Raw genomic sequence first — 19,370 nt, forward strand, 5'->3', positions numbered from 1 at the left:
ACAAGAACTGAATAGCTTAACAACTAAAAAAATTTGATAAAATATAATATATTAAATTTTATTCTACAATGATTGATTTTTCAACTATTTGAAGTCTTTAAAAAAAGCAGAATTTTTATTACACCAACTATAATTATAAATTTAAAATAGCCAGATAACTTACTTTGGATTATATTACATAATATCAATATGAAAAATTTTGGATATACCTGTCAAGGTTATTTGTATGCCTATACAAAAGGTGAAAAAAGCTATAAGTTTATTAATAATTATATTCCCAGAGCTACCTACCTTATCAACAATCTTTGAAGCATTTGACAAAAAAAAGTATACTAAAATACAAAGAACAAGTATAACCAGAGCAATAGTCAGATAGTTAATCAAAGTCAGGTACATGTTTTCTTCAATTGAGCTGTTAGCGGTTAAAGTAAATATAACGGAAATACTACCTGAGCCCATTATAATGGGAAAGGTAATAGGATAAAATATATCTTTTTGAATATTTTCATTATCTAAATCGTTTATGGTTTTCTCTTTTTTTTCTTTACTTTTTCCTTTATTATTCCCATCGGATAACCAGCCCAAGGCTGTCTTACAAATCATGAGACCTCCTCCCAGCTGTATAACAGGAATGGACAGACCAAACAGCAGTAATATTAAACGACCGATAAGTAAGCTTCCTAACCCAATAGATAAACAATAAATGGTTATTTGCTTTACTACAGATTTTCTTTGTTTTTCCCCTAATCCCTCCAGAAAATTATTTACAATAAATGCGTTGCCAATAGGATTAACCACGGGAAACAAGGCTACCATAGCCGCTGAAAATACATGTATAAAATTCTGTACCATTTCTTTAGGTTTTTTGAGTTGTAAAGATCGTATTTTAACTCAAGTGAACATCATTTTTTATAAAAAAATATTTATTTAACCTAAATTTTTAAATTTAATATATAAACTACTTTATATAATAAAAAATCCCCTTCAAATGAAGGGGATTTTTTATTATACTATTATTTTGTACGATTAAGCGTCTAACTCACCTGCAATTACATTTAAACTTCCCAGTGCAATAATGGCATCGGATAACATTTGTCCTTTAACCAGCTCTTCAAAAGCCTGATAATAAATAAAGCACGGTCTTCTGAAATGTAAACGATACGGACTTCTTCCTCCATCACTAACTAAATAAAAGCCTAACTCTCCATTACCACCTTCAACAGAATTATATACTTCACCGGTTGGAATTTTTGTTTCCCCCATAATGATTTTAAAATGATAAATTAGCGCTTCCATACTATTGTAAACATCCGGCTTATCCGGCAGATAAAAGTCCGGTACATCTTCATGGTAATTTCCTTCCGGCAAATTTTCATACGCATTTTTTATCAGCTTGAAACTTTCTCTTATCTCCTGCAATCGTACCATAAAACGGTCATAAGCATCACCGGCAGTACCTATAGGAATGATAAAATCAAAGTCATCATAGGAAGAATAAGGACTCATTACCCTAACGTCATAATCCACACCGGCAGCACGTAAGTTTGGGCCTGTAAATCCGTAATTTAAGGCTCTTTCTGCAGATATTCCTCCCACCCCAATCGTTCTGTCCATGAATATCCGGTTTCTTTCAAGTAAGCTGGCAAACTCTTCCAGTCTTTTCGGAAAATCAGCGATAAATTCACGAATTAACTGATGAAATTTAGGGCTGAAATCTCTTTCAAAACCACCAATACGACCAATATTGGTAGTCATTCTGGCTCCACATACCTGTTCGTAAAGATCATAAATTTTTTCCCTGTCCTGGAACATATACGTAAATCCGGTTAGTGCACCTGTATCTACTCCCATGACGGAGTCGCATACCAAATGGTCTGCTATTCGCGCCAGCTCCATAATTATGATTCGCATATAATCTATTTTCTTAGAAACTTTTATACCTAAAAGCTTCTCCATAGTCATATGCCACCCCATATTATTGATTGGTGACGAACAATAATTTAACCGATCTGTTAAAGTCGTAATCTGAGCATAGGTTCTTCTTTCGGATATTTTCTCAAAAGCCCTGTGAATATATCCAACAGTAGAGGATGAAGAGACAATTCGCTCTCCGTCCATTAATATATGATTTTCAAATATACCATGAGTTGACGGGTGGGTAGGTCCTAAATTTATTTTCTGAAGCTGACCGTCTAATTGTTCTTTAACGATATAATTATCAACGACACCCGCAAGGTTTATCAACTCACTTTTATTATTTTCCTGAGACATTTTTCTTTTTTTATCTTTTAATATTAGACGGGTTATCTACCAAACATGGCATCATCTTTATCTGTACGTGTTGCATCTTCCAGCTGATATTGTTTCAGCATAGGATGATATTCCATTTCTTCCATATTAAGAATCCGCTTTAAATTGGGATGTCCTTTAAAATTGATTCCATAGAAATCGAACGTTTCTCTTTCCATCCAGTTAGCACCGGAATAAAGAGAAGTTAAAGAATCTACATCTGGCTTATCAATAGACAAATAGGTTTTTAACCTCAGCCTGAAATTATTAATAAAACTATGTAAATGGTATATTACTCCTAGCTCAGCACCTTTGTGATCCGGATAATGGATACCGCATATATCTGTAAGAAAATCTATTTTAATCGTATGCTTTTTTACAAATTCGACTAAAGGCAGAACAGCTTCATCCTTAATTTCCAATGTCAGAATACCATCCGGCTCATAAGCTCTAAGAATAGAGTCTCCAAATTCATCTGTTAAAAGCTGTAAAACAAATTGATTGTCTATAATTGTATTTTCTTCCATCAAATTACGAAATATTATATGATTCTAATAAAGCTTTATACTCTGGTGAATCTCTTCTTCTCAGGCTTTCGTTTTGTACCATTTCCTGAATCTGCATAAAACCTTCAATAATTTGCTCCGGTCTTGGAGGGCATCCGGGTACATAAACGTCTACCGGAATGATCTTATCAATTCCCTGAAGTACAGAATACGTATCAAAAATACCGCCACTGGAAGCACAGGCACCCACTGCCATTACCCATTTAGGCTCTGCCATTTGAGAATAAACCTGTTTAAGCACCGGGGCTAGTTTTTTAGATATGGTTCCACAAACCATCAGTAAATCCGCCTGTCTGGGAGAAAACCTCATATTTTCAGCCCCAAAACGGGATAAATCATAGTTTGATGCTTGTATAGCCATAAACTCAATACCGCAGCAAGAGGTTGCAAAAGGTAAAGGCCATAAAGAATATGAGCGGGCCAACCCGATAATTTTATCTAAGCTCCCGGCAAAATATCCTGGTCCGCTTACTCCCTCAGGAGGTTCGACCATCGTAACTTTTTCTGACATATTTCTCTTTCTAAATCTAAAGTATATTGTAAATAGTATCTTTTATTTTTCCCAATCCAGAGCTCCTTTTTTCACTACATATAAAAAGCCTAGTAAGAAAATAGAAATAAAGGTGACTACAGCTAAAAATCCGGCAACGCCAAATTCTTTAACATTAAGTGCGTAAGGATAAAAGAAAACTATTTCTATATCAAATAAAACAAATAAAATTGCAGTTAGAAAATACTTAATTGAAAACGGTGTACGTGCATCTCCTTCGTATGCTACACCACATTCAAAAGTATCATCTTTTGCCTTACCATGAATTCTTGTCCCTAACATAGCTGAGCCGATAAGTGTCATTACACTGAAACCTAATGCTACAGCTACCTGAATTAATATAGGTACATAATCAACGGGTAAACTCATTTTTTAGTAATTTTTTTAATTATTATACAAAATTTATCGCCTTGCAAAGTTAATACATTTTTTAAACTATACCTTCATTTTTTAGTATTCTAATCTTTTATCTGTTAACGATAAACTAATTTTTCATTAAGTATCATAAAGCCTCTAACAGATTGGGATTTAAGCACCCCATTATTTAAATGATGAATATCATATATTTAGTTTGTAATTAGTCTAAATAAAAATTATATTTGCCGTAACTTTCTAAATTTTAACTAACATGAAAAAATTATACTTAATTTGTTCTTTAATTTGTTGCGGTCAGTTTCTTATGGCCCAAAACACTTCATCAATTAAAGGGAATGTTTCTAATATTGAAAACCTCCCTGTTGCAGATGCTGTCATCCTTGTAGATGGACAGTCAGTATCTGAAACTACAAAAAGTGATGGTTCTTTTGAAATTAAAGGTTTATCTCCCGGTAAACATAAAATTACCATCATTAGCCCTGATTCTGGTCAGTATACGGAATCTTTTTCTTTAGACTCAAATGAAACTAAAGAATTGAGAATGACTGTCTACCAAAAGGGAGATCTAGATAAAATTTTAATTTACGGACAAGGAAAACAGCCCAAAGGTCTTGATATGATCACCCGTATACCTTTATCTCCCAGAGAATTACCTCAAAACATTTCAGTTATATCTGATGAAATTATTAACGAGCAGGGTGCTCTTACTTTAACTGATGCTGTAAGAAATGTTCCCGGTGTTACGCTCTTCGGAACTTACGGTGGAACTACTGAGAGTATGTCTATCAGGGGATACAGAGGTACTCCGGTATTAAAAAACGGTATTCAGGTTGATTCTGATTTTAGAACATCAGGAATTTTGACAGATATGCAAGGGGTTTCAAGTATTCAGGTTTTAAGAGGATCTGCGTCAATAACCCAAGGTATCGGTAACGGATTAGGCAGCCCTGGAGGAGTTATAAACGTAGTTACCAAAACACCTCTATTTTTAAAGGATGCCGGACAGGTAGCATTGGAATCCGGTAGTTGGGGATTATTTAGATCTACACTTGATTACCAAACGGTTCTGGATAAAAAAAATACTTCGGCATTCCGATTAAATGCTGCTTTTCAAAGAGCAGACAGCTATAAGCCAAGAGTGGACAACAATCGTGTATATGTAAACCCTTCTTTTGAATGGAGACCGGATGATAAAACAACGGTGACTCTTGAAATGGATTACATGAATGATAATACGACCCCAGATAGAGGAACTACAAACTTATCTGAAATAAATACTTACAATTTATTAGATACATCTAAAAACTTTTTTGGTTGGGGTACGGATAATGTTAACACCAAAACAACCACTTATTCTGCAAAAATAGTTAGAAAACTGAATGATAAACTTAGCTTACGAGCCGTATATGCCGGTTCGGTAAACAATGACGAAACTTATGGAGTAGGTTCAATGGCTAACCCTTACAGGTACAAGGATGTAGTAACTGGCAAAACTATTTCTGATTACACAAAGAGAATAAGAACCCTTAGTTGGTCTGAGAGTGAAGATAAAAATAAAGTTATTCAAATCGATTTAATCGGTAAAAATTTATTTACCGGTAAAATTAAGCATACGTTTCAGGCAGGATTTGACTATAAATCTAATGAAAAAACTTCAATTTCTCATGGCTCCATAACTGTTGATACAGTTAATATTTTAGAAAAAATTGGTAATAATTTACCTTCTGGTATTTCCAAAAAATCATTTGGAACCACAGCTGTAAATACTAAAACTTATTCAGAAGTATACGGATTTACAGTACATGATGCCATAGAATTTAATCCATATATACGCGCAAACTTTGCTTTACGATACAGTGTTGACGGAAGAAAATCGAATGTAGGCGCCGCTAACGATGCATGGGACCCGTTTGTTGGGATAATGATAACGCCTGTAAAAAATATCAGCCTGTTTGGAAATTTTGCCACTACGACAAATTTACGTTCAGCCAGTAATCCAACCCAGGATGGTGGAACCATTGGAGCATCAGTAACCAATCAGTGGGAAGTCGGAGTAAAATCGGACTGGTTTAATAAAAAACTGGATTTTAATGTGACATATTATTTTATTAATAATAACGATATTGCTTATCAGGTCTATGATAATGGTGTTGCTACAGGATACTACAAAAAAGCAGGAGATTTAAGAAGAAATGGAATTGAGATTGAAGCAAATGGCCGGATTCTTGAAAACCTGAGAGTTATTTTAGGATATTCTTATTCAGATGTTCAATACAGAAAAAGTATTGCTTATGTAAATGGCTCAAGGCCTATGAATGCCCCTTATTCAACGGCAAACGGATGGGTACAATATTTATTTAACCAGGGTGCATTAAAAAATCTTTCATTAGGTGTAGGTGTATATTATGTAGGCAACAGACCTGTTAACGATTATAGTTCAGATTTAAGAACTGACGGACATGGAACTACTCCAGGAGTAAAACCATTTAATATGCCTGGTTATACAACTATTAACGCCCAGCTTGGTTATACTTATAAAGATGTGGGACTAAAAGTTTTCTTTAACAACATATTTGATGAACTGGGATATACTTCTTACTACCGTGGTGGTTATATAAATCAAATAGATCCTAGAAACTTTAAAATTCAGTTATCATATAATTTCTAATTTCCACATATAATTATGTTTTTTAAACCTACCCCTCATTTTGGGTAGGTTTATATAAAAGTTTTCAAATTAAATTATACACAAAAGATCTGAAAAGATAAAAAAACTACAGAATGTATTCTGTAGTTTTTTATTTATCCTATGTATAAAAAGTTTTACTTTTAATTACTGTTTTTCGGTCAGGAATTTCCAATATCTCTTAGGCATATATTGTTTTTGCAATTTTAAATTGATTCTTTCTTTGATTGATACTGATGTATGATATTTTTTCCACAATTCCTGAAATAACTTCTCATCCGGATGCAACATTTCCTCATCAACAAAACCTGTTCTGAGGTGTTCTCCGCTTCCTTCGAGAACCATGGGATGAACTTCCGACAAATCGTAATAAAAACCATAGTTTCGTTTAAGATCATAAAGAATCCATTGTTGAGAAGAAAAGCGATCTTTAAAATGAGGTATAACTAATGGTAAACTATTATATACGGGATGTACGGGTGCAAAATAAATTTCATCTTTAGACTTTTGAAACCTTACAAACTGTTGCCATGCATGAACTTCTTTGGATACCTTTTTTGCTATTTTATGTATTTCAAGAACTACCGGATGACCAAAGTTAGCTGAGTGTTCGAATTTACTGTCAATCGCATATTTTATATATTGAAACAAAAGAAAATCACTATTTTCAATTTCAGACAACCAAACCGCATTCAGCCTGTTTAATTCCATCACTGACATTTTATTTTTAAGCAAGGTTAAAACGCGCAAAAATTTTTCTGTTTGAGTTTCAATAGCAAAAACCTCACGGGTAAGTAATGGTACTATCTGTTCCTGTGATATTAACGACTCAGGATATTTTTTTTTATCATAGGCCTCGAACACAGCGCATAAGAGACCTTCAAAGGATTTATCATATTGAAAAACTACCATAAGCATCCAAAGATATTGTTATTCACTGAAAAGTAATGACATTTGATTACTTGCTACTGAACGAGGCGTTTTTTTTACCAGTAAACTTCTTATATATTCAGGACTGGAACTGTTAACATTGAGCCCTCTATAATCTCTGCAAACCATGAAAAATTTTGCTCTTTTCATACTTACTCCTATTTTTTTTAATTGATATGTATCTAATAAGCCAAATCTTCTTGAAGCAAGAATGAGCTTTGCAGACTTAACTCCTATTCCGGGAACTCTTAAAAGCAAGTGATAATCACAAATATTTATATCTACAGGAAAATATTCGGGATGACGTAAAGCCCATGATAATTTAGGATCTATTTCCAGATCCAGATTGGGATTTACATCGTCTAATATCTCCTCTGATGAAAACTGATAAAACCTCATAAGCCAGTCAGCCTGATACAAACGATTTTCCCTAACTAAAGGCGCTTGCCTGATTGCCGGAAGTCTAGTGTCACCCGGATTAACGGGTATAAATCCGGAATAATAGACTCTTCTCATACTAGACTGTAAATACAAAACAGACGAAACTCGAAGTATATCCTGATCAGTTTCATTAGTTGCTCCAATAATCATTTGAGTACTCTGGCCAGCAGGTGTAAATTTTGAAACCGATTTAGATTTCTTTCGCTCTTCCTTATATTCAGTTACTCCGTTCTGTATGTATTTCATGGGAGTAAAAACACTGGCATGATCTTTTTCAGGAGCCAGATATTTTAGATTTTTTTCTGAAGGAATCTCAATATTAACACTTAGTCGGTCTGCATATAATCCGGCCTGATATACTAATTCCTTACTTGCCCCAGGTATACTCTTCATATGAATATAACCGTTATATCTATGAATGGTTCTAAGCTCTTTGATTACCCTAACCATTCTTTCCATGGTATGATCGGGATTTTTGATTATTCCTGAACTTAAAAACAAGCCTTCAATATAATTTCTTTTGTAAAATTCCAATGTCAAATTAACCAATTCTTTCACACTAAATGCCGCTCTTTTTATATCGTTACTTTTACGATTAATACAATATGCACAATCATAAATACAATAGTTAGTCAATAGAACTTTTAACAGAGAAACACACCTTCCGTCTTCAGTATATGAATGGCATATTCCCCATCCGGATGCTGAACCTATATCACCGGATTTACTCTTTCTTGTAACTCCACTTGAGGAACAGGAAACATCGTATTTAGCTGACTCAGATAAAGTTGCAAGTTTGTTAATGAGATTTTCATTCACCATATACCAAAGTTACTAAACATATTTTCAATAATAAACTAAATATACGATAAACAATAATAAAACACTAATTACCAGACACTTAAACTCTGAAATTAAAAAATCCTCTCTACTGATTATAGTAGAGAGGATCTAAATTGTATAAGGTTAAATTTTATTAATGGCTATGCCCTGATTCCATTTCACCGGCTTTAAGATAGTAAACTCCAGATACGGCAACTTGTAATTGATTATCCCAATCCATTATTTCAACAAACTGTTCATTTTCTGCTCCTGTTTTTACTTCTTTCTTTTCGACATGCTCTCCTTTTTTGACAAATACATATTTTTTTCCAGCTTCTTCAAAAATGGCTTCTTTAGGTAAGGTAAGAACGGAATTCGTTCTGTTAATAATTGAAGCGTTCACAAATCTTCCTTCATAAAAATTTGTTGGAGGAAGTTTAGAATCTATATCCACATGCACCTGAATAGTGTTGTTTTCAGTATTAGTTACTTTTCCTATTAAATGTATACTCCCTCTTAAAGTATCTTTAATTTCCGGTAACATAAATTCTACATTTTGTCCGGTAAACAAACCTGATGCATGTTTTGAAGGAACATTTAACTCTATATGCAGTTCATCCTGATTAATAATCATAAATAATTCATCAGCCGTAGTAATTTGTTTGCCGGGAGAAATTTCTTCTGCATGAACAAAACCACTTTTCGGGCTGACAATGGCCAATATTGGATTTATTTTTTTTGTTCTGATTATCGTTGAAGGATTGAATCCTAATAATTGCAACTCAGAACGTAATCCTTCATATTCTGCTGATGAAACCTGATATAAAGCCTGAGATTGTTCATAGGCTTTTCGACTTATTGCATCGGCAGATAGCAAAGATTGCTTTCTTTGGTAATCTTTTAGATTCAGGTTCATGTTGTAGTAAGCTTCTAAAAATTGCTTTTGTAAAGTGATAAAGGAAGGATTTCTAACGGTAGCCAAAACCTGACCTTTTTTTACAAATTCTCCGGTAATAAAGTTTACTTTGTCTATAAATCCATCTACCTGGCTGTGTATTGATGACTTATTTTCCGGTAAGGCATGAATTACTCCACTTACTGTTATTTTGGTATCAATATATCTAAGTTCAGGTTTTCCAAATTTTATTCCATTGGTTTTGATTTGTTCATCTGTAAGAGTAATTTCTTCTGATTTATTTTCATTTTCAGCAGAACTTGCTTTATTCTCAGTTCCTGAACAAGAGAATACCAGCCATATAATACTATTTATGTATACTAGTTTTTTCATTATTTCTATCAATTTTGTTTGGTAATGTATTTAAGCTCGATGATTGATTGATTATAATTATTAAGAAGCTCGAGATAAGTTATGTTGGCATCTACAGAAGATTTTAACATACTGCAATATTGCAAATAGTCTATTTCTCCGTATTTATATTTTGTTGTTGCCACCTCTCTCATCTTTTGAAGTTCTTTAAAAGGATTATCTCCAAAAAACTCCAATTCATTTCGATACATTTCCTCTAATTTTTGCAATTGCTTGATTCTTACCTGCAAATCATGTACAATTTGTTCTTGTTGATTATTTAAAATTTGATTATCAATACTATTTTGCTCCTTTGCTTTTTTATATGAGTTGTTAAATAAAGGAACCGATAATCCTACAATTCCTGCATAGTACCCGGAACTTTGATCAATACTTTGGACCAATCCTCCCAAAGATAATTCCGGTCTTCTTTGTGCCTTGGTTAAGGCGATAGTTTTTTTATTAACATCTCTGGCTTTGTCAAATTGTTCAATATATACTGAGTTGGCACTATCTGACTGAAACCTATGGGAAATACGGGAAAATTTCTCAACCGGTTCTAAGTTTTCTTGATTTTGAATATAACAAAGCGAAAATAACTGATTTTCTATAGTAAGGAATTCTTGTTCATTCATTGCTTTTTGTTTGAGTACCTGCTCCAATTCTACTTTAAAAAACTGCTTTTCCATATAGTCAGTTTCACCTTTTTCATATCTGTATTCGGATCTTTTTAATCCGGACTTGTATAATGAATCCATTGATTCAAACATTTTTCTCTTTTCCAGTGTATACATCCATTGATTATACAACTGTTCCACCTGAAATTTTAAAGTATGCTGCTTTAAAACAAATTGAGTGCTTAACCAGTTTTTTTTCGTTTCGGATAAATTTCTGACATCTTTATAACTGAAAAGATTTCCAAAATCCTGTAGCGCTTCTATCTGATAGTCTCCTTGTTTATTATTGTATTGACCGTATCCGGCAGTTACCGTTGTATTTTTCAAAGAATACGCATACTTTTTTTCAACGTTTTCTCTTTGAATTTCAAGCTCTTTCTGTCTAAGCTCTTTATTATTTTCAGATACTCTCTGCAACATCTGTTCAAGAGTTACTTTGGTTTGTGCATTAACAGAAATTATCCCACCTATAAAAAAAATAATTAGGGTAAGTCCTTTTCTATTTAATTTCATTTTAAATCTTTTATTTTCAACTATATAATAAATAGCTGGTACAATAAGCAACGTTAACAGAGTAGAAGTTACCAGTCCTCCTATAACAACTGTAGCCAAAGGTCTTTGAACTTCTGCTCCGTTTGAAGTGGATAACGCCATTGGAAAAAATCCTAAGGTTGCTACCATGGCTGTCATAAAAACAGGTCGTAAACGAGTAAGAGCCCCTTCTTTTATTAACTCTTTTAAAGAAGCATGATTTTTAGTTTTTCTCAGGTAATTTAATTCGCTTACTAATACAATTCCATTTAAAACGGCTACTCCAAATAATGCGATAAAACCAACTCCTGCTGATATACTAAAGGGGAGTCCCCTGACAACCAAAGCAATAATTCCGCCGATTGACGCCAAGGGTACTGCAGTGAAAATAATTAAAGCATCTTTCATACTCTTAAATGCCATATATAGTAACAGTATGATAGTGGCCAAAGCTATAGGAATTGCTATGCTAAGCCTGGCACTTGCTTCCCGTAAATTTTCAAAGGCTCCTCCATACTCAAAGGTATAACCCGGAGGTAATTTGATATTTTTATCCAAATTTTCTTGTATATTCTCAACAAGGGTAGCAACATCTACTCCTCTTACATTTACCCCAATATTAATCTTTCTCTGTGCCTGTTCTCTTGATATCATCATGGGACCGGATTCATAATCTATTGTAGCCACTTCTGAAAGAGGAATAAGAGTATTCTTTGATGTTCTTATATAGAGTTGATCCAGATTTAATTGATTACGGTATTCTTGGCTAAGCCTTACTATCAACTCAAACCTTTTTTCGCCTTCCAGAATAACTCCTGCATCCTGGCCTGCTATAGTGGATCTTATAATTTGATTCAAAGAATTAATTGTAAGTCCATACTGGGCAATTTTAAGTCGGTCATAACTAATTTTCATTTGTTTTAACCCCTCTGTCTGTTCCACTTTCACATCAGCAGCGCCTTTGATACTCCTAATAATTTCCGCAGACTTATCTGCTAATTCTTTAAGCTCTCTGGTATCATCTCCGAAAATTTTAACTACTACATCTGCCTTTGCTCCTGTCATCAGTTCATTAAATCGTAACTGAATAGGTTGTGAAAACTCAAAAGCGGCACCTAAGATAGAAGATAATTTTTCTTTCATTTTACTTACTAATTCTTCCTGAGTTTTAGCCGTTACCCATTCATTTTTCTCCTTCAATACTATCATAATATCCGCATCCTCTATACCCATAGGATCGGTAGGCACTTCTGCCGTTCCTATTTTTGAAACCACATGAAGCACCTCCGAAAAATTTTCTTTTAAAATTTTCTCTGCTTTGGTAGTGGTTTGTATACTTTCGGTTAAAGAACTTCCCGGCTGTATACTCATCTGCATAGCAATATCTCCTTCTTGTAATGTGGGAACAAACTCTGAGCCCATTTTCATGAACACGATAACAAAGATTACCCAAACAATAACAATTGCACTTACTATAGTATAAGGTATTTTTAAAACTCTATCTAACACGGGTACGTAAAGTAACTTCAACTTATTCATAATCTTATCCGCAAAGGTTACTTTATGAACAATATTCTTTTTAAGAAATATTGTTGTCATTACAGGCACATAGGTAAGTGATAATATAAAGGCTCCTAAGATTGCAAAACTAACCGCTAAGGCCATAGGACGGAACATTTTCCCCTCAATTCCGGTCAAAGTCATGATTGGCACAAAAACAAGAATAATAATCATGATACCGAATGCAGCTGATTTATATATTTCACCTGCAGTATTGCCTATTACCTCATCCATTTGTTTCTGGGTCAGTTTTTTCCCGACATAACCTGTATATAGTACATGTATAACGCTTTCTATAATAATTATGGCGCCGTCAACTACAATTCCAAAGTCCATAGCTCCTAGGGAGAGTAAATTAGCCGAAACACCAAAGGCATCCATCATGGTTAATGCAAAAAGTAATGACAACGGAATCACAGAGGCTACTATCAAGCCTGCTCTTAGATTACCCAAAAGTAAAATCAAAACAAATATAACAATAAGCCCTCCTTCAATTAGGTTTTTTGTAACTGTAGATATGGTTTTATCAATTAATTTTGCTCTATCCAGATATTCATAAATATCTATTCCTTCCGGAAGATTTTTTTCTATCTGGGCAACTCGTCGTTTTACATTTTCAACAGTTTTATAAGAATCAGCGCCCTTAAGCATTAATGTTATACCTCCAACAACCTCTCCTTTCCCATCCATAGTCATCGCTCCAAATCTTTGGGCAGAACCTATTTTTATTTCAGCTATATCAGATATTTTTACCGGTACGGTTTCATTTACCGATACTACTACATTTTCAATGTCCTGAAAATTTTTAAGCATTCCTTCCGTACGTATATAAAACAGATTGTGTTTTTGCTCTATATATCCAGAACCCGAATTTTGGTTATTGCTTTCTAAAGCGGTATAAACATCTTCTAAAGTAAGATTATAACTTTGTAAAGCCACCGGATTTATGGAAACTTCATACTCTTTTACTTTTCCGCCAAAGCTCGAAATTTCAATAATACCTTCTACTCCGCTTAACTGACGTTTAATTATCCAGTCCTGAATAGTTCTTAACTTTTCTGTATCGTACTGATTTTCGTACCCAGGTTTTATTCTAATTACATATTGATAAATTTCTCCTAAACCTGTAGTTATAGGCATAAGCTGAGGTTCTCCTAAACCCGAAGGAATGTCTTCTTTAGCAATATCGATCTGTTCTTTTACCAGTTGTCGTGCCTGAAGTGTCGGTGTACTTTCTTTAAATACAACGGTTATGATAGATAAACCAAATCTTGATATGGATCTGACCTGGGTAGTCCCCGGTATATTTCTGAGCTGAGATTCTAAGGGAAATGTAATGAGCTGTTCTACTTCCTGTGGTGCCAGTGTAGGCGATGTTGTTACTACCTGTACCTGATTGTTGGTTATATCCGGAGTGGCATCTATCGCTATATCTTTCACAGAATAAATCCCGCCTATAAGTAAGGCTAACGTGCCTACAATAACTAATAACTTGTTTTGTATAGATAATTCAATAATTTTTTTAAACATAAATTCTGTATTTTTTTATGGTTAACATAAAACTTATACTACTTGATTCTATGGTAAAATTAAAATTAACAAAATGCAATTCAATTGCAAATCAACATATTAACATCTTAATTATACTGATTTATATATAAATATTTAATCAGATTTTAATTTATTAAGACTTATTTGTTTATTGAATAAATGGATACAATTATATAAGAGCTATACTTGTAAATAATAAAAATATTCAATTTTAATTTTATCTCAAATAGTAGATATTACAATATTTACCTCGTTATTTATAATGATAAAATTGTAATTTATATCAATAGAATTATATGCTGGGTGGAGCCCTTAATCCGCAACCTAAATCATTTTCTACGGATGAGTAATTGAAGTTATAATAAAATGTATGAGCTACTTTTTCAGGATCTTTCAGCTGAAATTTTAACAGAGATAATACTTCAGGTACCTGAAATATAATTATCGGATTAAAATTATACTCGAAATTAGATACCCTAAAGTTTTCTAAATGTTTTTCCCCCAAATTAACATGCTTAATGATGTCTTCAAATTTATCGAAAAGATTAGCAAATGAATCCTCATCTGAATCTGCAAAGAAACACTCGTGAATAATATTTTCCAACTGGGCTTTGTGTTGATGGGGTATAACCGTATGCGCCAATATGATAATAGTGGCAATAGTCATTGATATGTTTCTAATCAACTTCACAACTTTGCAAAGATAATTAAAAATTGAAAGCCAAATATAATTTGGCTTTTATTTATAAGAAATTGTATTTTATTATTAATTTAAATATCTATTCTATTGTACTGAGTTTTTTATAGTATGCTTTTTAAACTTTCTTTCCAATCCGGAACAGATACTCCAAAGGTTGTCTTAATTTTAGTTTTATCCAACAAGCTATATTTAGGTCTTTCTGCGGGAGTTGGATACCCTGAAGTAGGAATAGGTTCTATTTTTATTGCAGAACGTGATAATTTTTTAATTTCTTCTGCAAACTGATACCATGTGCATTCTCCCTCGTTAGAATAATGATAAACTCCATAAGCCTGTATATCATTTTGAACTATAGTGAGTATGGCATCTGCCAAATCTAAAGCATTGGTAGGAGAACCTAATTGATCATTAATAACGTTAACTTCTTCTCTTTCTTTAAACAATTTCAACATGGTTTTAACGAAGTTATGACCAAAGGGAGAGTATAGCCATGCAGTTCGCAAAATATATGTTTTCGGATTGTATTCCAAAGCAAATTTTTCTCCTGATAATTTAGTTTTACCATATACTCCGAGTGGTCCTACAGGATCATCTTCTTTTCGTGGAGTAGATTCATTTCCGGAAAAAACATAATCTGTTGAAATTTGAATAAATGTCGCTTTTTGTGCAGCACTTGCTTTAGCCAGATATTTTACTGCTTCTGCATTTAATTTTTCTGCTATTTGTTGATCTGATTCTGCACGATCAACTGCCGTATAAGCGGCACAATTTATTACGTAATCAAATTTATTTGAAAAAAAATACGTTTTAACAAACATTTCATCCATAATATCTAATTCCTGAACGTCTGTAAAAACAAAAGTACTTTCCGCAATTGGTTTTTCTTTGATTTTTTGTTTAAGAGACATACCCAGCTGGCCGTCTCCTCCTGTAACTAATATTCTTTTCATTTTAGTTCAACCGGGTTTAGTTTATCAAATGTAATTGCCTGTAAATCTTTTTCCGATAATACTTCTTTACCTTTTTCTATTTTCCAGTCAATATTTAAATAGGTGTCTAAAGGATTTATCCCCATTTCACTTTCTTTATGGTAATAGCCTTCACACTTATATGCAAATATAACGGTTTCTGAAAGTACTGAAAAACCATGTAAAAATCCTTTGGGTATAAATAGCTGTTTTTTATTTTCTGACGATAGTTCTACAGCAATGTGCTGACCAAAGGTTGGCGAATTTTTTCTTACATCTACTGCTACATCAATGACCTTTCCTTCCAAAACATACACCAGCTTAGATTGGGCAAATGGAGGTAATTGCTGATGTAAACCTCTTATAACCCCATAACTGGATTTTGAAAGATTGTCTTGGACAAATACTGGTTTTAGGCCTGTAACCTTGTTAAATCGTTCTTGATTAAAGGTTTCCATAAAAAATCCACGTGAATCTTCATAAAATGCAGGTTCAATTATAAAACATCCTTCTAAGGGAGTATCAACAATATTCATTTACTTGTTCAGATTTAATTTATTTAAATTTCGTAAACTGTTAACCCTATCTTCAAATAAATGCTCTGGTATATCTACATTAATATTATGAAATAAATCCATAAAATATTCCGGCTGATCTTCAGATTTACGACTTGTTAAATTAAAATAGATTGACGTTAACCATAATACTGCATGTATAACGGTTTTATCCTTATTACACATTAGAATTTCTACGGTGTTGGTTCTATCAGAGAATTTAACTATTTTACTTGTAATTGTAACTTCCTGATTAAATTTAACTTCCTTAATATAAGCTATCTGATTTTGTAATGCAACCCACAAACGGCCGGTTTTTTTAGATTGTTCAAAATTATCTATCTGATAATATTCAAGACAATGATCTTCGCGAGCATTTAGCATATAATCAAAATAACGAATATTGGAAAGATGACCAATCGGATCACAATCCATAAAACGTACTTTATGCAGAGATTCGGGTTCTTTAATTAACATATTTTTGTAAACTATAATTTCAGCACACAAATATAACCGTTTTTGCCATACCTAAATTATTATTTCAATGATAAAACTCAATGTAAGTATTTGAACTTAGAAACAAAAATCCTATTTCTCTTAAAATTAATTACCTTTGCAAAAATTATATACAGTTTATATGGCCAACATAATAGCATTAGTAGGAAGACCCAATGTAGGTAAATCGACTCTTTTTAACCGTTTATTACAAAAGAGAGAAGCTATTGTTGATAGTGTAGCCGGGGTAACCCGTGATCGTCATTACGGAAAAAGTGATTGGAACGGTGTCGATTTCTCAGTAATTGATACCGGTGGATATATTGTTGGTTCTGAAGACGTATTTGAAGAGGAAATCAGAAAGCAGGTAGAGCTTGCTATAGAAGAGGCTTCTGCTATTGTTTTTCTGGTTGACGTTACTGAAGGAATTACTGAAATGGACCAAGAGGTTTCAAGTCTTTTACGAAGGACTGATAAACCTGTTTTTCTGGTTGTAAACAAAGTTGATAACGCAATGTTAGAAAATGATGCCATGGAATTTTACAGCCTGGGTTTTGATAAATATTATACGATTTCCGGAATGACGGGAAGCGGAACCGGAGATCTGCTGGATGACATTATACCTACTTTTAAAGAAATTGAATATGTAGATCCTTTTGAAGGATTACCTAAAATAACTATTGCGGGAAGGCCAAATGTCGGGAAATCTACTCTGACAAATGCTTTACTGGAAAATGACAGAAATATAGTTACCGATATAGCGGGTACAACCAGAGATAGTATAGAGACTTTATACGATAAATTCGGATACAAATTTGTTCTTATAGATACTGCAGGAATGCGTAAAAAAAACAGAGTAAGTGAGGATTTGGAATTTTACTCAGTTATGCGTTCTATACGTTCTATTGAGGATTCTGATATAGTTATTTTAATGACGGATGCTACCCAGGGTTGGGAAAAACAGGATATGAATATTCTTCATCTGGCACAAAAATCCAGGAAAGGTATTGTAATTGTTGTTAACAAATGGGATTTAGTTGAGAAGGAAACGAATACACTTAAGCAATACGAAAATTATATTCGTGAAAAACTAGCTCCTTTTTCTGATGTTCCTATCATTTTTACATCTGCAATAACCAAACAGCGGGTATTTAAAACTGTGGAAACCGCTATGAAAGTATTTGAAAACAGAGCAAGAAGAGTAAAAACCAGTCAGCTTAATGAGATTATGCTTCCTATAATTGAGTCTACTCCACCTCCAAGTATTAAAGGAAAGTATATTAAAATTAAATATTGTACCCAGCTTCCTACTAAAACTCCTCAATTTGCTTTCTTTGCAAATCTACCTCAATACATTAAAGAACCGTACAAAAGATTTGTTGAAAATAAATTACGCCAACATTTTGATTTTACCGGAGTTCCTATTGAAATATATTTCAGACAGAAATAAACTTTACTCTTAATTTTTGACTATATAAAACATATAAAAACATAAAAAAAGACGGTAAAGAAATTCTACCGTCTTTTTTTATGTTTTTATTACTAATATAATAATTTAAAAAAGGGTTATTTATAAATCTCCCGGATGCTTAACTGCATTTTTGATTCTGGAAGAAGGTAAATAAATTTGTAGACCCAGTGCAAAAGTAATATCATGCTGATAACCTGTGTTTCCACCTCCGGCTAAACCTTGATATTTTACAAGTGCTTCAAGTCCTACGTTAGGTGTAATAAAGTAAGAATAACCAGGTCCGAATCCAAAGCCGAATCCGTTAGTAGTAGGTTCTCTTTTTTGACTAGCTCCCTCAAAACCAGCATTTGCTTCAAAGAAAAAACGTCCGTGTTTAAGCAGGTTGTTAATATCCTCTTTACTAGCGTAGTAACGCCCGAAAGCACCTACTCCGTAACCAGTTCTGGTTGTGCTACCAGTTCCCTGTTTAGAGATATTCAAATTAACGTAACCACCGACAGCCAGATTATCTTTAATAAAATACCCTGCTTTTGGAGTAACACCTATACTCCATGCTTGTCCTTTTTTCAATCCAAAGTCCATATTAGTGATAGAACCTCCCCACATAACATTTCCTTGTTGAATTTGCGCCTGTACCAGGTTATAGCTTCCCATTACAAAAAACATAATCAATGGTAAAAAATGTTTAATTTTACTCATAATATTTTATAATTTTAATTTATACAATTATAAATAAGAAAATACCATGCCAACTTATAATATTCAGTAAATAAAATAAATATTAATTTTTACTATTCTTTTTTCTAATTAAGTTTGGCAAAAACTATCAGAATTTCATTAATATAACAACTTATAAAAAAAAGCGACTCAATGAGTCGCTTTTTTAAATATTTTGATT

At 33.2% G+C, this 19,370-nt stretch carries 16 protein-coding genes; 2 read left to right on the forward strand and 14 right to left on the reverse strand.

Going from position 1 to position 19,370, the window contains the following annotated elements:
- Positions 1-174: 174 nt before the first annotated feature.
- The 5 genes from EOV51_RS02220 to EOV51_RS02240 form a co-directional block, all read right to left on the reverse strand.
- Positions 175-852 (reverse strand): MarC family protein, encoded by a 678-nt coding sequence (locus EOV51_RS02220; RefSeq protein WP_128149440.1) that lies wholly within the window; start codon positions 850-852, stop codon positions 175-177.
- A gap of 174 nt (positions 853-1,026) precedes the next feature.
- Positions 1,027-2,271, reverse strand: coding sequence for an NADH-quinone oxidoreductase subunit D (locus EOV51_RS02225; protein WP_128149442.1), 1,245 nt, complete (start codon positions 2,269-2,271; stop codon positions 1,027-1,029).
- Between the two features lie 32 nt (positions 2,272-2,303).
- A complete protein-coding gene (locus EOV51_RS02230) occupies positions 2,304-2,798 on the reverse strand; it encodes an NADH-quinone oxidoreductase subunit C (RefSeq protein ID WP_128153276.1) in 495 nt (164 codons plus the stop codon).
- 22 nt (positions 2,799-2,820) lie between these two features.
- On the reverse strand, positions 2,821-3,366 hold the full coding sequence (locus tag EOV51_RS02235; RefSeq protein ID WP_128149444.1) for an NADH-quinone oxidoreductase subunit B: 546 nt from the start codon (positions 3,364-3,366) through the stop codon (positions 2,821-2,823).
- A 42-nt stretch (positions 3,367-3,408) separates the two neighbouring features.
- Positions 3,409-3,774 (reverse strand): NADH-quinone oxidoreductase subunit A, encoded by a 366-nt coding sequence (locus EOV51_RS02240; protein ID WP_128149446.1) that lies wholly within the window; start codon positions 3,772-3,774, stop codon positions 3,409-3,411.
- A gap of 259 nt (positions 3,775-4,033) precedes the next feature.
- On the opposite strand from EOV51_RS02240, the gene EOV51_RS02245 reads away from it, so the two are divergent.
- Positions 4,034-6,448 carry a TonB-dependent receptor gene (locus EOV51_RS02245; protein ID WP_128149448.1) on the forward strand — a complete coding sequence of 805 codons (2,415 nt, stop codon included), beginning with the start codon at positions 4,034-4,036 and terminating at the stop codon, positions 6,446-6,448.
- Between the two features lie 165 nt (positions 6,449-6,613).
- On the opposite strand, the gene EOV51_RS02250 is transcribed toward EOV51_RS02245, so the two are convergent.
- The 8 genes from EOV51_RS02250 to EOV51_RS02285 form a co-directional block, all read right to left on the reverse strand.
- Entirely contained in the window at positions 6,614-7,378 is a 765-nt protein-coding gene (locus EOV51_RS02250; RefSeq protein WP_128149450.1) for a TIGR03915 family putative DNA repair protein, read from the reverse strand.
- 18 nt (positions 7,379-7,396) lie between these two features.
- Positions 7,397-8,659, reverse strand: coding sequence for a putative DNA modification/repair radical SAM protein (locus tag EOV51_RS02255; protein WP_228427686.1), 1,263 nt, complete (start codon positions 8,657-8,659; stop codon positions 7,397-7,399).
- Between the two features lie 154 nt (positions 8,660-8,813).
- Positions 8,814-9,947 (reverse strand): efflux RND transporter periplasmic adaptor subunit, encoded by a 1,134-nt coding sequence (locus EOV51_RS02260; RefSeq protein ID WP_128149452.1) that lies wholly within the window; start codon positions 9,945-9,947, stop codon positions 8,814-8,816.
- Between the two features lie 8 nt (positions 9,948-9,955).
- Positions 9,956-14,263, reverse strand: coding sequence for a CusA/CzcA family heavy metal efflux RND transporter (locus tag EOV51_RS02265; RefSeq protein WP_128149454.1), 4,308 nt, complete (start codon positions 14,261-14,263; stop codon positions 9,956-9,958).
- Between the two features lie 313 nt (positions 14,264-14,576).
- Positions 14,577-14,975: a hypothetical protein gene (locus tag EOV51_RS02270; RefSeq protein ID WP_128149456.1), complete on the reverse strand. Its 399-nt coding sequence runs from the start codon at positions 14,973-14,975 to the stop codon at positions 14,577-14,579.
- A 110-nt stretch (positions 14,976-15,085) separates the two neighbouring features.
- Entirely contained in the window at positions 15,086-15,934 is an 849-nt protein-coding gene (rfbD, locus tag EOV51_RS02275; protein WP_128149458.1) for a dTDP-4-dehydrorhamnose reductase, read from the reverse strand.
- On the reverse strand, positions 15,931-16,488 hold the full coding sequence (gene rfbC, locus EOV51_RS02280) for a dTDP-4-dehydrorhamnose 3,5-epimerase (RefSeq protein WP_128149460.1): 558 nt from the start codon (positions 16,486-16,488) through the stop codon (positions 15,931-15,933). The genes rfbD and rfbC overlap by 4 nt, the downstream gene beginning before the upstream one ends.
- A complete protein-coding gene (locus EOV51_RS02285) occupies positions 16,489-16,983 on the reverse strand; it encodes an acyl-CoA thioesterase (protein WP_128149462.1) in 495 nt (164 codons plus the stop codon). It lies immediately after the preceding gene.
- A gap of 160 nt (positions 16,984-17,143) precedes the next feature.
- Here EOV51_RS02285 and der point away from each other — a divergent pair, with 160 nt between their 5' ends.
- The gene (gene der, locus EOV51_RS02290) at positions 17,144-18,451 is read left to right on the forward strand and encodes a ribosome biogenesis GTPase Der (RefSeq protein WP_128149464.1); all 1,308 of its coding nucleotides are present in this window, start codon (positions 17,144-17,146) and stop codon (positions 18,449-18,451) included.
- A gap of 120 nt (positions 18,452-18,571) precedes the next feature.
- Here der and EOV51_RS02295 read toward each other — a convergent pair whose 3' ends face one another.
- A complete protein-coding gene (locus EOV51_RS02295) occupies positions 18,572-19,171 on the reverse strand; it encodes a hypothetical protein (RefSeq protein WP_228427688.1) in 600 nt (199 codons plus the stop codon).
- Positions 19,172-19,370 lie beyond the last annotated feature (199 nt).

Source organism: Apibacter raozihei, from assembly GCF_004014855.1.
GTDB classification, from domain to species: domain Bacteria; phylum Bacteroidota; class Bacteroidia; order Flavobacteriales; family Weeksellaceae; genus Apibacter; species Apibacter raozihei.

Excerpts from the sequence above, each read along its gene's own strand:
- EOV51_RS02235 (WP_128149444.1), bottom strand. The coding sequence starts at position 3,366 with ATGTCAGAAAAAGTTACGATGGTCGAACCTCCTGAGGGAGTAAGCGGA.
- EOV51_RS02250 (WP_128149450.1), bottom strand. The coding sequence starts at position 7,378 with ATGGTAGTTTTTCAATATGATAAATCCTTTGAAGGTCTCTTATGCGCT.
- EOV51_RS02220 (WP_128149440.1), bottom strand. The coding sequence starts at position 852 with ATGGTACAGAATTTTATACATGTATTTTCAGCGGCTATGGTAGCCTTG.
- der (WP_128149464.1), top strand. The coding sequence starts at position 17,144 with ATGGCCAACATAATAGCATTAGTAGGAAGACCCAATGTAGGTAAATCG.
- EOV51_RS02260 (WP_128149452.1), bottom strand. The coding sequence starts at position 9,947 with ATGAAAAAACTAGTATACATAAATAGTATTATATGGCTGGTATTCTCT.
- EOV51_RS02285 (WP_128149462.1), bottom strand. The coding sequence starts at position 16,983 with ATGTTAATTAAAGAACCCGAATCTCTGCATAAAGTACGTTTTATGGAT.
- rfbC (WP_128149460.1), bottom strand. The coding sequence starts at position 16,488 with ATGAATATTGTTGATACTCCCTTAGAAGGATGTTTTATAATTGAACCT.
- EOV51_RS02240 (WP_128149446.1), bottom strand. The coding sequence starts at position 3,774 with ATGAGTTTACCCGTTGATTATGTACCTATATTAATTCAGGTAGCTGTA.
- rfbD (WP_128149458.1), bottom strand. The coding sequence starts at position 15,934 with ATGAAAAGAATATTAGTTACAGGAGGAGACGGCCAGCTGGGTATGTCT.
- EOV51_RS02245 (WP_128149448.1), top strand. The coding sequence starts at position 4,034 with ATGAAAAAATTATACTTAATTTGTTCTTTAATTTGTTGCGGTCAGTTT.
- EOV51_RS02295 (WP_228427688.1), bottom strand. The coding sequence starts at position 19,171 with ATGAGTAAAATTAAACATTTTTTACCATTGATTATGTTTTTTGTAATG.
- EOV51_RS02225 (WP_128149442.1), bottom strand. The coding sequence starts at position 2,271 with ATGTCTCAGGAAAATAATAAAAGTGAGTTGATAAACCTTGCGGGTGTC.
- EOV51_RS02265 (WP_128149454.1), bottom strand. The coding sequence starts at position 14,263 with ATGTTTAAAAAAATTATTGAATTATCTATACAAAACAAGTTATTAGTT.
- EOV51_RS02255 (WP_228427686.1), bottom strand. The coding sequence starts at position 8,659 with ATGGTGAATGAAAATCTCATTAACAAACTTGCAACTTTATCTGAGTCA.